Raw genomic sequence first — 12,714 nt, 5'->3', positions numbered from 1 at the left:
GGTCACGGGGGCGTCGTCGACCGGCGATCAGCTGCCGAGGGCGTCGAGCCAGATCTTGCGGGCGTCGAGTGCTTCCTGCGCGTCCTTGATCTTGCGCGCGTCACCGGAGGCCTGCGCGTCGGCGAGCTCGGACTCGAGCTTGCCGATGGCGTCCTCGAGCTGGCTCGCGAGTCCGGTCTGCCGGGCCTTGCGCTCCGGGTTGGACTCCTTCCAGTGCGCGTCCTCGAGCCCACGCACGTGGTCCTCGATCGCCCGCAGGCGGTCCTCGATGCGGCGGACGTCCCCGCGGGGGACCTTGCCGATCTCGTCCCAGCGCCGCTGGATGCCGGTCAGGGTCTTGCGGGCGGCGACGCGGTCGGTCGCCTTGAGCAGCGGCTCGGCCTCGGTGAGCAGGGCCTGCTTCGCCTCGAGGTTGCCGGAGAACTCTTCGTCCTCGGCTGCGCTCTCGGCGTGGCGCTGCTCGAACAGGACGTCGCCGGCGGCCTTGAACCGCGCCCAGAGGGCGTCGTCGTGGCGCTTGCCGGCGCGCCCGGCGTTCTTCCAGTCGTCGAGGAGCTGACGGTAGTCCGGGATCGCGTCGGACCCGCGTGACGCGAGTGCCTCGGCCTGCGACACGAGCTCCTGCTTGCGGGTGCGGGCGTCGCGGTGCTGCGCGTCGAGCTCGGAGTAGAACGCGCGGCGGTGCTGGTCGACGGTGGACCGCGCTGCGCGGAACCGCTTCCAGAGTTCGTTCGCCTCGTTCTTGGGGATGCGCGGGCCGTCGTGCTGGTGCTGCTGCCACCGGGCGAACACGTCGTCGAGCTGTGCCGTGATCTGCTTCCACTGCGCGCGCGCCGGGTCCACCGCCGCGAGCGCCTCGGCCTCTTCGACCAGGGCGGCGCGGTGTGCCAGGGCGTCGTTCAGCGCCTGCTGCGCCTGCTCCGCCTGCTCCTTGGTGAGCGAGCCGAGCTGCTCGGTGAGCGCACCCACACGGGTCTCGAGCGACTTGATGTCGCCGACGACGCGGGCTTCGGCCACCAGGGTCGTCAGGTGCTCGACCGTCCGGGCGACGTCGTTCGCCGACGCACCACGCTGGACGCGCTGCTCGGCGATCTTCACCTGCCCCTCGAGGTCGGCGTACTTCCGCGCGAAGTAGGCGAGGGCTTCTTCGGGGGTGGCGTCCGGGTACTCACCGACAGCACGTTCGGTCTCTTCGTACCGGACGTACACGGTCCCGTTCTCGTCGACCCGCCCCCAGGTCGTTGCTTCGTCAGATCCCACAGGTCTCGCCTCGATCGTGGTCGTGCATCGCCGACGTCACCGTCGGCACGGTCAGGTCGTCAGCCTATTGCACGGACGGGCTCCGCGGCCCGCTGTGAGCGTCGGCTTGTGGACTACTTCTCCTGCGCGATGGTCGCGTCGGTGATCTTCGTCGCCACCTTCGGCTCGCCGGTGCCGTCGTCACCGGGCGACGCGATGCCCTTGTCCGCGATCTTCGACTCGAGTTCGGACAGGCCGCTCGTGACCTTCCCGACGACCGTGTAGCCGCCGGTGGAGCCGTCGAGCGTGGTGTCGCCGTAGACGATGAAGAACTGCGTCGACTGCGAGTACGGCGAGCTCGACCGCGCGATCGCGATGGTGCCCTCGTCGTAGACGCCGTCCTCCGGCACGTTCTCGAGCGGACCGTACTCGAACCCGGCGTCGCCCGTGCCGTCGCCGTTCGCCGAACCGCACTGCAGGAACTTCAGCCCGTCACTGTCGGCCAGCCGGTGGCAGGTGGTGCCGTTGTAGAACTGCTCCTTGATCAACGAGATCTCGACGCTCGCCGCCTGCGGCGCCTTCGCGCCGTCGAGCTCGATGCCGAGGTCGATCGACCCGTTGAGCGTCAGCGACCCCGTCCAGGTCGCGCCCTTCGCGATCTCCTTGCTCGGCACGTCGCCCGTGTTGGCCGCCGTGGCACTCGCCGAGGGCGTCGGTGTGGCCGTGGCGCTCGCACTGGCGTCGGCCGATCCGTTCCCCTGCGAGCCCGCGAAGGCGAGCTGCGACCCGGTGGCCAGCGCGGCGACCAGCACGAGCGCACCGGCGCCGACCAGGTTGTCGCGCACCCGCCGGCGGCGCTGCCGGTCGTGGAGCCCCTGGCGGGCCTGGTAGAGGCGGAGGCGCTCGCGCGCCTCGCGGTTGTCGCGCGCTGGGTTCTTCGGTGCCACGGTGCTGTTCTGCCCTCTCGTCGCAGTGTGCGACGAGCGTATCCGAGTCGTCACCGTCAACGGCCCGGGAGGCGCGTGGCTGTCAGTGGGTCGGCCTACGATTGCTGCATGGCAGCGGACCGTTCGAGCATGCGTGCGCCCACGACGGGCGGTCGCGCCGGGCTCGCGCAGGGTTCCGTCCCGCTCGCGGTCCGGATGCGCCCCACCAGTCTCGACGAGGTCGCGGGCCAGCAGCACCTGCTCGGTCGCGGTTCACCGCTCGTGCAGCTCGCCACCGGCACCCGCGACAACCCGGGTGGCGTCTCGGTCATCCTCTGGGGTCCTCCCGGCACCGGCAAGACGACGTTGGCGCAGGCCATCGCCCGCCAGTCGGGGCGCGAGTTCGTCGAGCTCTCCGCGGTGACCGCCGGCGTCAAGGACGTGCGCGAGGTCATGGAGAAGGCCCTCACCCACCGCGACCTCTACGGCTCCACGACGGTGCTGTTCCTCGACGAGATCCACCGGTTCAGCAAGGCCCAGCAGGACGCCCTGCTGCCCGGTGTCGAGAACGGGTGGGTGATCCTCATCGCGGCCACCACCGAGAACCCGTCGTTCTCGGTCATCTCCCCGCTCCTGTCCCGGTCCCTGCTCCTGACGCTCAAGCCGCTCACCGACGCCGACCTCGGCATGCTCGTCGACCGTGCGGTGGAGGACCCACGCGGTCTCGGTGGTGCGGTCGTCCTCGGTGACGAAGCACGCGGGGCCATCGTCCGGTTGGCCTCGGGTGACGCCCGACGCGCCCTCACCGCGCTCGAGGCCGCTGCGGCGTCGGCCACCGCGGCCCAGGACGACGAGGACGACACCGTGCCGGTTGTCGACGCGGACACCGTCGCCGCAGCCGTCGACCGTGCGCTGCTGCGGTACGACCGACAGGGCGACGAGCACTACGACGTCATCAGCGCCTTCATCAAGTCGGTGCGGGGGAGCGACGTCGACGCAGCACTGCACTACCTCGCGCGGATGATCGAGGCGGGCGAGGACTCGCGGTTCATCGCGCGCCGGATCATCATCTCGGCGTCCGAGGACATCGGCATGGCCGACCCGCAGGCGCTCCCCATCGCCGTCGCGGCGGCGCAGGCCGTGCAGCTCATCGGGATGCCCGAGGGGCGCATCCCCCTGGCCGAGGCAGTGGTGTACCTGGCGACCGCGCCGAAGTCGAACGCCGCCTACAACGGCGTGAACGCGGCGATGGCGGACGTCAAGGCCGGCCGGATGGGCACCGTGCCGATGCACCTGCGCGACGCGCACTACGCCGGGGCCAAGCGACTCGGCCACGGCAAGGGGTACGTCTACTCGCACGACGCCGAGCACGGGGTCGCCGAGCAGCAGTACCTGCCCGATGCGCTCGAGGGCACCGAGTACTACACCCCGACGGCGAACGGCTACGAGCGCGAGGTCGGTCCGCGGCTCGAACGACTCCGGAAGATCACCCGCGGGCAGTAGGACGGCACGTCGACTTCCTGCTAGCATTGCCGGGCCTACGTCCTGGTCCTCGAGCACGGCTGCGTCGAGGACAGAGTGCCACTCCGGTGGTACGGGGGCAGAGGTTCGGACTGTAGCCGTCCGATCCCACAGGCTCATCCCTCTGGATCCCGTCGTCGGGGCCACTGGCACTCGCGTGCCCGGCCTCCGGTGAGTATTCAGTTCGAACAGAGAAAAGGACCCTGTGTCTACCAAGTCACGTACCCGCAGCAAGACCCGCCTGTCGCGCGCACTCGGCATCCCGCTGACGCCGAAGGCGGCCCGTTACCTCGAGAAGCGCCCCTACGGCCCCGGTGAGCACGGCCGTACGCGCCGTCGTGCGGACAGCGACTACGCCGTCCGCCTCCGAGAGAAGCAGCGTCTGCGCGCCCAGTACGGCATCCGCGAGAAGCAGCTCCGCATCGTCTTCGAAGAGGCCCGCAAGACGAAGGGCCTGACCGGTGAGAACCTGGTCGAGCTCCTCGAGCAGCGCCTCGACGCCCTCGTGGTCCGTGCCGGTTTTGCCCGCACCACCGCGCAGGCCCGTCAGCTGATCGTGCACCGTCACCTGCTGGTCGACGGCAAGCTCGTGGACCGCCCCTCCTTCCGAGTCAAGGAGGGCCAGCTGATCCACGTCAAGCCGAAGTCCGAGTCGATGGAGCCCTTCCAGGTCGCCGCTGCCGGTGGCCACCAGGAAGTCCTGCCGAAGGTCCCGGGTTACCTCGAGGTCGAGATCGACAAGCTCCAGGCCCGCCTCGTGCGTCGCCCGAAGCGCGCCGAGGTCCCCGTGACCTGTGAAGTGCAGCTCGTCGTCGAGTACTACGCAGCTCGCTGATCCACTGATCACACCCGAACGGCGGGTCGTCCTCTCGAGGACGGCCCGCCGTTCGGCGTTCCGGCCCCGAAGTGCCCGGCGACTAAGCTTGTCCGGGCATGCACCGCCAGGGTGCACAGAGGGAGAGGCACCGTGAAGCAGCTGTTCTTCGTAGCGGTCGGCGTCGTCATCGGGTTCGCCGTGGCGCACCAGGTCGCCAGGACCCCCGGAGGCGCACGGCTCTTCGCCGTCGTCGACGCGAGCACGAAGGCCTTCACGGGCGCGGTCGCCGACGGGTACCGGTCCCGCGGGGCCGAGCTCCGCACCGACGTCTGAGTCGTCGAGCTCCACCGCGGTCCGGCCGCACCGTCGTCCCGCCTCCACCTCCCACCCCCGAGCTGAACCCAGGAAGCACCATGCAGACCGCAGAGATCCGCCGCCGTTGGCTCCAGTACTTCGGTGACCGCGGCCACACCGTCGTCCCGTCCGCGTCCCTCGTCTCCGACGACCCGTCGCTCCTCTTCACGGTCGCCGGTATGGTGCCGTTCATCCCGTACCTGACCGGGCTCGTCCCCGCGCCGTACCCCCGTGCCACGAGCGTCCAGAAGTGCATCCGCACGAACGACATCGAAGAGGTCGGCAAGACCCCTCGCCACGGCACGTTCTTCCAGATGAACGGCAACTTCTCGTTCGGCGACTACTTCAAGGAGCAGGCGATCCAGTTCGCCTGGGAGTTCCTGACGAACCCCGAGTCCGACGGTGGACTCGGCTTCTCGCCCGACGACCTCTGGGTGACGGTCTACGAGGACGACGACGAGGCGATCGCGTTCTGGAAGCAGCACTCCTCCCTGCCCGAAGAGCGCATCCAGCGCCTCGGCAAGGACACGAACTACTGGTCCACCGGCCAGCCCGGACCCGCAGGACCCTGCTCGGAGATCTTCTTCGACCGCGGGCCCGAGTACGGCATCGACGGCGGCCCGGCCACCGACGACGACCGGTACGTCGAGATCTGGAACCTCGTGTTCATGCAGTACCAGATCGCGGACGTCCGCTCGAAGTACGACTTCGAGATCACCGGCGAGCTGCCGAACAAGAACATCGACACCGGCATGGGGCTCGAGCGCGTCGCCTTCATCAAGCAGGGCGTCGACAACATGTACGAGATCGACCAGGTCCGCCCGGTCCTCGACCGCGCGTCCGAGATCTCCGGCCGCCGCTACGGCGCCGTGCACGAGGACGACGTCCGCATGCGGGTCATCGCGGACCACGTGCGCTCCGCGCTCATGCTCATCGCCGACGGCGTGAGCCCGTCGAACGAGGGCCGCGGGTACATCCTGCGTCGTCTGCTGCGCCGCACGGTCCGTGCGATGCGCCTGCTCGGCGTCGAGACCGCGACCTTCCCGGAGCTGTTCCCGGCGTCCCGCGACGCGATGCGCGACGCCTACCCCGAGGTCGCCTCCGACTACGACCGCATCGCGCGGATCGCCTACGCGGAAGAGGAGACGTTCCTCCGCACGCTCGCGCAGGGCACGACGATCCTCGACGTCGCCGTCGAGCGCGCGAAGCAGGACGGTGCACCGTCCATCGGCGGGGACACCGCGTTCCTGCTGCACGACACCTTCGGGTTCCCGATCGACCTGACGATGGAGATGGCCGAGGAGGCCGGTGTCCACGTCGACCGGACCGCGTTCGAGACCCTGATGTCCGAGCAGCGTGCCCGGGCGAAGGCCGACGCGAAGAGCAAGAAGACCGCGATCGCCGACCTGAGCGTGTACAGCGCGTTCCGGGCGAAGGGCGAGACGGTCTTCCTCGGCTACGACGCGCTCGAGGCCGAGACGAACGTGCTCGGCATCATCGTCGGGGGCGTCAGCGTGGACCGTGCCGTGGCGGGCGACATCGCCGAGGTCATCCTCGGCGAGACGTCGCTGTACGCCGAGTCCGGCGGGCAGGACGCCGACCAGGGATCGATCGTCGGCAACGGCTTCGACCTCGAGGTCCTCGACGTCCAGCGTCCCGTCGCCGGCCTCTGGAGCCACACCGTCCAGGTCCGCTCCGGTGAGGTCGGCGTGGGCGACGCGGCGAGTACCGTCGTCGACGCCGAGTACCGCCGCGGCGCCACGCAGGCGCACTCCGCGACGCACCTGGTGAACGCCGCGCTCCGCGACATCCTCGGCCCCGAGGCACTGCAGGCGGGCTCGTACAACAAGTCCGGGTACATGCGCCTCGACTTCTCGTGGTCGCAGCCGATCTCGCTCGCGACCCGTTCGGAGATCGAGGAGGTCGTCAACACCGCGATCCGCACCGACCTCGAGGTCTCGACCCGCATCATGCCGATCGACGAGGCGAAGGCACTCGGCGCACAGGCGCTCTTCGGCGAGAAGTACGGCGCCGAGGTCCGCATGGTCGACATCGGCGGACCGTGGTCCCGCGAGCTCTGCGGTGGCACGCACGTCGCGTCGAGCGCCCAGATCGGCCTCGTCAACCTGGTGGGGGAGTCGAGCGTCGGTTCGACCAACCGCCGTGTCGAGGCGCTCGTCGGGCTCGAGGGCTTCCGCGACCTCGCGGTCGAGCGGACCATCGTCTCGCAGCTCTCCAGCGCCTTGAAGGCGCCCCGTGCCGACCTGCCCACGCGCGTGCAGTCGCTCATGGAGGACCTCCGGACCGCGCAGAAGAAGATCGCCGAGTACGAGTCGGCGAACTTGCAGCAGCGGGTTCCGTCGATCGCCCGCACCGCGACGACCGTCGGGTCGACCACGGTCGTCGCCGAGACCGTCGACGGCCTGCAGTCCGGCGACGACCTGCGCTCGCTGGCGACCGGTGTGCGCGCGCAGCTCGGTGACGGTGCTGCCGTCGTCGTGCTCGGCGCCGTGGTGAGCGGGAAGCCGATCGTCATCGTGGCGACCAACGACGCGGCGCGCTCCGCCGGTGTCCAGGCGGGTCCGCTCGCCAAGGAGGCCGCCGGCGTGCTCGGTGGTGGTGGCGGCGGCAAGCCGGACCTGGCGCAGGGTGGCGGGACCGACCCGGCCGCGCTCCCGGCCGCGCTCCGTGCCGTGACCGCCCGGATCGCGGGCTGATCGTGGCGATCCGGTCCGGGCGGCGGCTCGGCGTGGACGTCGGCCGCGCCCGGATCGGGATCGCCGTGTGCGACCGCGACGGGTTGCTGGCGACGCCGGTCGAGACCGTGCCTCGTGACGACTCGTCCGACCTGCGGCGGATCCTCGAGATCGCCGACGAGTACGACGCCCTCGAGCTCGTCGTCGGACTGCCCTTGTCGATGTCCGGCGGCGACACACCGTCCACGGACGACGCTCGGGCGTTCGCGGCCCGGATCGCCGAGCACCGTCCGGTCCGGCTGGTCGACGAGCGGCTGTCCACCGTGACCGCCCAGCGTGGTCTGCACCAGGCCGGCAAGAACACGAAGAAGTCGCGCTCCGTGATCGACCAAGCGGCCGCTGTTATCATTCTGCAACACGCGCTCGACCACGAACGCAGTGCCGGTGCCCCTCCGGGCACCACGCTTCCCTGACAGGGCGACCCGCCGCGACCCGGCTGCCCTTCCGTCACCCGAGGACGACGGTGCCCAGGCGGAGTTCCCGACCGAGAGACCGAGAACCGTTGGCAGACGATCTGGACTGGAACGCGATCATCGCGCCCGGCAACGAAGCCGAGCGGCGGAAGACGACTTCCGACCGCGCAGCAGGTACCGATGACCGTGACGACTCCGTGCGGGTGGCCCCGCAGCCGGACCGTCCGCTGTCCCGCCGCGAGGCCCGCGCACTCGAAGCGGAACGTGCTCGTCGCGACGCCGCCGCCGCGGGGACCGAGCCCGACCCGACGCCCGACGGGCCCGTCACTCCGGACGACCGCGTCGACACCGACTCGACCGCTCCGCGCGAGCAGTCGTCTCCGGAGCCCGCTCCACAGCAGCAGGCGGCCCCCGGACTCCACCCCGAGGTCGCCGCGCTCCTGACCGGCGAGGTGCCGTCAGCTCCCACGGCCGGCGGAGCCGGGTCCGACGGGCCCGACCGTCCCGACGACGCCGGGCGCACCGGCGGCGGTGGAGCCGCGGGAGGCGGCGGCCGCGGCGGGCGTGGCGGACGCGGTGGAGCCTCCAGGCCGCCGCGCGAACCGCGCCCGAAGCGCCGGCGCGGGCCGCTCATCGCCGGCATCGTGATCGTCGCGGTGGTCGTGGCGGGCGGGGTGAGCGCGTACGCGTTCGCCGCGCCGAAGATCCAGCAGATCGTCGCCGCGGTCAGCGGGTCGAGCGAGCCGGACGACTACACCGGGACCGGCAAGGCGAAGGTCACCATCACCATCAAGCAGGGCGACATCGGCGAGAACGTCGCCGCGACGCTGCAGCGCAGCGGCGTCGTGAAGGACTCGAAGGTCTTCTACAAGCTGCTGCTGGCCTCGCCCGACGTCCAGTTCCAGCCGGGCTCGTACTCGCTGAAGAAGCAGATGAGCTCGAAGTCGGCGCTGGCGGCGCTGCAGGACGAGGACAACCGCGTGCAGGCCTCGATCGTGATCCCCGAGGGCACCGCGCTGGCGGACATCGAAGCCGGCATGGTCTCGAAGGCCGGCCTGACGAAGACCGAGGTCGCGAAGGCCGCGAAGAACCTGTCCGCGTACGACCTGCCGTCCGGCGTGACGACGCTCGAGGGCTGGCTGTTCCCCGCGACGTACCCGATCAACCCGGGCTGGAGCGCGGAGCAGTACTTTGCGTCGATGGTCGACACCATGAAGGAGCACCTGGCGGCCGCGGGCGTCAAGGAGGCCGACCAGGAGCGCGTCATCGTGTTCGCGTCGCTCGTGCAGAAGGAAGCCGGCCTGGCAGCCGACTACCCGAAGGTCGCGCGGGTGTTCCAGAACCGGCTCGACCAGGGCATGCGCCTGCAGTCCGACGCCACGGTCGCCTACGGCACGGGCAACACGCACACCGTGACGACGACGGACGCCGAGCGCGCCGACGAGTCGAACCCGTACAACACCTACGTGCACGACGGACTGCCGCCGGCACCGATCTCGAACCCCGGTGACATCGCGATCAAGGCAGTCACGAACGAGGCGCCGGGCAAGTGGCTCTACTTCGTGACGGTGAACCTGGAGACCGGCGAGACGGTGTTCTCGGACACCTACGACCAGCACCTCGTCGCCGTGGACCAGTTCCAGGCGTGGCTCCGGGCGCACCCCGACTACCAGTAGACCGGCGACGTCGCACGTCGGTGCGCTGTGGGAGGATTGCAGCATGCTTCGTTGGTTGACTGCTGGTGAGTCCCACGGACCCGAACTGATCGCGATGCTCGAGGGCCTGCCCGCGGGTGTCCCGGTGTCGTTCGAGTCCATCCGTACCGATCTCGCGCGCCGCAAGCTCGGCTACGGTCGTGGCTCGCGCATGAAGTTCGAACAGGACGAGCTGCACGTGTCCGGCGGTGTCCGGCACGGGTACTCGCTCGGCAGCCCGATCGCGATCCGGATCGGCAACACCGAGTGGCCGAAGTGGGTCGAGGTCATGAACCCCGAACCCGTCGAGTCCACCGAGATGTCGCGCGGCCGCAGCGCCCCGCTGACGCGCCCCCGACCGGGCCACGCCGACCTGGTCGGCATGCAGAAGTACGGCTTCGACGAAGCCCGCCCGATCCTCGAGCGCGCGAGCGCCCGTGAGACCGCGGCCCGCGTCGCACTCGGGGCGGTCGCCAAGTCCTTCCTCGCTGAACTCGGCATGCGGTCGGTGGCGCACACCCTGCAGGTCGGTACGGTCCGTGTGCCCGACGGCACCGACCTGCCGCTGCCCGACGACGTCGACCGTCTCGACGACGACCAGTTGCGGTGCTTCGACGCGGACACCTCGGCCCGCATGGTGACCGAGGTCGAGGCCGCGAAGAAGGACGGGGACACCCTGGGTGGCGTCGTCGAGGTGCTGTTCTACGGCGTCCCGCCCGGGCTCGGCTCGCACGTGCAGTGGGACCGACGGCTCGACGCGCGCCTGGCCGCCGCCATCATGGGCATCCAGGCGATCAAGGGCGTCGAGGTCGGCGACGGCTTCGCGACCGCCGGTCGTCGCGGCTCCGCCGCTCACGACGAGCTCTACCGTGAAGACGGCGAGATCTACCGCACGAGCGACCGGGCCGGCGGCACCGAGGGCGGCATGTCCACGGGGACCGTCCTGCGCGTCCGTGCCGGCATGAAGCCGATCGCGACCGTGCCGCACGCGCTGCACACCGTCGACGTCGTCTCGGGCGAGGACGCCTCGGCGCACCACCAGCGTTCCGACGTCTGCGCGGTCCCGGCCGCCGGCGTCGTGGCCGAGGCGATGGTGGCCCTCGTGCTCGCCGACGCCGTGCTCGAGAAGTTCGGCGGCGACAACGTCGTCGAGACCAAGCGCAACCTCGACGCCTACCTCGCGTCGATCCCGGAGACGCTCCGCACCCGTCGGACGGAGCCGGCGGCACCGGCCGACGCGTCGTGACCGCGCGCGGCGGCGGTGCCGCGTCCGGCGACGTCCCGTCCGGCGGCGCCGCGCGGGGTCCGGCTGCGCCCGTCGTCGTGATCGGCCCGATGGGCGCCGGCAAGTCCAGCGTCGGCAAGCGCGTCGCCAAGGCGCTGGGCGTGCCGTTCACCGACACCGACCGGGTCATCGTCCGCGAGCACGGGCCCATCCCCGGCATCTTCGCGGACCGCGGTGAACCCGCCTTCCGCGCCCTCGAGGCCGACGCGGTCCGCACCGCACTCGGCACCGGGGGCGTCATCGCCGTCGGCGGCGGAGCGGTGACGCACGCCGACACCCGTGAGGCACTGACCGGTGCCCGCATCGTCCTGCTCACCGTCTCGCCCGAGGCCGTCGCCGAGCGGATCGCCGGCTCGGACCGGCCCCTGCTCGCGAACGGCGGCATCGACGCCTGGCAGACGATCATGGACGAGCGTGCGGCGACCTACGCCGAACTCGCGCACGTCGTGGTCGACACCTCGCGCCGTCCGATGTCCCGGGTGGTCGACGAGGTCGTCACCTGGCTGCGCAGCGACAGCAGCGACAGCAGCGACAGCAGCGACGACACCAGCACCACCACCGAAGGAGCACCGTGACCGACCCGATCCTGCCCGCAGGGACCACCGAGATCCGCGTCGGCGGTGACGACGGCTACGTGGTGGCGGTCGGCTCGGGCCTGCTCGGCTCGCTCCCCGCGATCCTCGGCCCTCGCGTCGCCAAGGTCCTGATCGTGCACGCCCCGACCCTCGGCGCGCGGGCGAACGACCTGCGCGACCTGCTCGTCGACGCCGGCCTCGAAGCCCTCATCGCCGAGGTCCCCGACGCCGAGGGCGCCAAGCGCATCGAGGTCGCGTCGTTCTGCTGGCAGATCATGGGCCAGTCCGACTTCACCCGCACCGACGCGGTCATCGGCCTCGGCGGCGGCGCCGTCACCGACCTGGCCGGCTTCGTCGCCGCGACCTGGCTGCGGGGCGTGCCGTACGTGGCGGTGCCGACGAGCGTGCTCGGCATGGTGGACGCCAGCGTGGGCGGGAAGACCGGCATCAACACGAACGAGGGCAAGAACCTGGTCGGCGCCTTCTCCGCCCCCCGCGCGGTCGTGGCCGACCTCGACCTCGTCCGGACCCTGCCGCGCAACGAGATCCTGACCGGTTTCGCCGAGATCGTGAAGGCCGGGTTCATCGCCGTGCCGGAGATCCTCGACATCGTCGAGGCGGACGTCGACCGCGTCACGGACCCGACGACGCCGGAGTTCCGCCGGGTGGTCGAACTCGCCATCGCCCTGAAGGCCGAGGTCGTGTCGGACGACTTCACCGAGCAGGGTCGTCGCGAGATCCTGAACTACGGCCACACGCTCGGACACGCCATCGAGCACGCGGAGCGGTACCAGTGGCGCCACGGCGCGGCGGTGTCGGTCGGCATGGTGTTCGCCGCGGAGCTCGCACGTCTGACGGGGCACCTCGACGACGCGACCGTGGACCGGCACCGGGCGATCCTGGACTCCCTGGACCTGCCGACGTCGTACGGGATCGGCCGGTGGCAGGGCCTCCTCGCCGCGATGCGTCGCGACAAGAAGGCCCGTGCCGGCATGCTCCGGTTCATCATCCTCGACGGGGTCGGCAAGCCGGTGGTCCTCGAGGGGCCGGAGGACCACCTGCTCTTCACCGCGTACCAAGAGGTCGGCGTCTAGTACTTCCGCGGTCTCCTCCCGGCTCGGGCCGGTGGTGCAC

The 12,714-nt window shown here is 70.8% G+C and carries 11 protein-coding genes; 9 read left to right on the top strand and 2 right to left on the bottom strand.

The features are described from left to right. Positions 1 to 27: 27 nt before the first annotated feature. Together ACGH48_RS10930 and ACGH48_RS10925 are read right to left on the bottom strand one after the other, a co-directional pair. Positions 28 to 1,260, bottom strand: coding sequence for a DUF349 domain-containing protein (locus ACGH48_RS10930; RefSeq protein WP_340197616.1), 1,233 nt, complete (start codon positions 1,258 to 1,260; stop codon positions 28 to 30). A gap of 113 nt (positions 1,261 to 1,373) precedes the next feature. Continuing rightward, a complete protein-coding gene (locus ACGH48_RS10925; protein WP_396288583.1) occupies positions 1,374 to 2,186 on the bottom strand; it encodes a peptidylprolyl isomerase in 813 nt (270 codons plus the stop codon). Between the two features lie 108 nt (positions 2,187 to 2,294). On the opposite strand from ACGH48_RS10925, the gene ACGH48_RS10920 reads away from it, so the two are divergent. The 9 genes from ACGH48_RS10920 (at position 2,295) to aroB (ending at position 12,674) form a co-directional block, all read left to right on the top strand. Next, on the top strand, positions 2,295 to 3,668 hold the full coding sequence (locus ACGH48_RS10920) for a replication-associated recombination protein A (RefSeq protein ID WP_396288581.1): 1,374 nt from the start codon (positions 2,295 to 2,297) through the stop codon (positions 3,666 to 3,668). A gap of 223 nt (positions 3,669 to 3,891) precedes the next feature. After that, positions 3,892 to 4,521, top strand: coding sequence for a 30S ribosomal protein S4 (gene rpsD / locus ACGH48_RS10915; RefSeq protein ID WP_111083900.1), 630 nt, complete (start codon positions 3,892 to 3,894; stop codon positions 4,519 to 4,521). A 132-nt stretch (positions 4,522 to 4,653) separates the two neighbouring features. Beyond that, positions 4,654 to 4,836 carry a hypothetical protein gene (locus ACGH48_RS10910; protein ID WP_111083901.1) on the top strand — a complete coding sequence of 61 codons (183 nt, stop codon included), beginning with the start codon at positions 4,654 to 4,656 and terminating at the stop codon, positions 4,834 to 4,836. A gap of 80 nt (positions 4,837 to 4,916) precedes the next feature. Then, on the top strand, positions 4,917 to 7,574 hold the full coding sequence (alaS, locus tag ACGH48_RS10905) for an alanine--tRNA ligase (RefSeq protein WP_396288579.1): 2,658 nt from the start codon (positions 4,917 to 4,919) through the stop codon (positions 7,572 to 7,574). A gap of 8 nt (positions 7,575 to 7,582) precedes the next feature. Beyond that, on the top strand, positions 7,583 to 8,026 hold the full coding sequence (gene ruvX, locus ACGH48_RS10900; RefSeq protein ID WP_396291122.1) for a Holliday junction resolvase RuvX: 444 nt from the start codon (positions 7,583 to 7,585) through the stop codon (positions 8,024 to 8,026). Positions 8,027 to 8,115: 89 nt separating this feature from the next. After that, the gene (gene mltG, locus ACGH48_RS10895; RefSeq protein WP_396288577.1) at positions 8,116 to 9,702 is read left to right on the top strand and encodes an endolytic transglycosylase MltG; all 1,587 of its coding nucleotides are present in this window, start codon (positions 8,116 to 8,118) and stop codon (positions 9,700 to 9,702) included. A gap of 43 nt (positions 9,703 to 9,745) precedes the next feature. Then, a complete protein-coding gene (gene aroC / locus ACGH48_RS10890) occupies positions 9,746 to 10,966 on the top strand; it encodes a chorismate synthase (RefSeq protein ID WP_123312434.1) in 1,221 nt (406 codons plus the stop codon). 77 nt (positions 10,967 to 11,043) lie between these two features. Further along, the gene (locus ACGH48_RS10885; protein ID WP_396291121.1) at positions 11,044 to 11,580 is read left to right on the top strand and encodes a shikimate kinase; all 537 of its coding nucleotides are present in this window, start codon (positions 11,044 to 11,046) and stop codon (positions 11,578 to 11,580) included. Beyond that, a complete protein-coding gene (aroB, locus tag ACGH48_RS10880) occupies positions 11,577 to 12,674 on the top strand; it encodes a 3-dehydroquinate synthase (protein WP_185021339.1) in 1,098 nt (365 codons plus the stop codon). The genes ACGH48_RS10885 and aroB overlap by 4 nt, the downstream gene beginning before the upstream one ends. The last annotated feature ends 40 nt before the right edge of the window (positions 12,675 to 12,714 follow it).

This window comes from Curtobacterium pomorum, from assembly GCF_044497295.1.
Lineage (GTDB): Bacteria > Actinomycetota > Actinomycetes > Actinomycetales > Microbacteriaceae > Curtobacterium.
This window is presented reverse-complemented; position numbering and strand designations above follow the sequence as displayed.

Bases quoted from the DNA above. Each gene is read 5' to 3' on its own strand.
- ACGH48_RS10920 (WP_396288581.1), top strand. From the start codon at position 2,295: ATGGCAGCGGACCGTTCGAGCATGCGTGCGCCCACGACGGGCGGTCGC.
- alaS (WP_396288579.1), top strand. From the start codon at position 4,917: ATGCAGACCGCAGAGATCCGCCGCCGTTGGCTCCAGTACTTCGGTGAC.
- aroC (WP_123312434.1), top strand. From the start codon at position 9,746: ATGCTTCGTTGGTTGACTGCTGGTGAGTCCCACGGACCCGAACTGATC.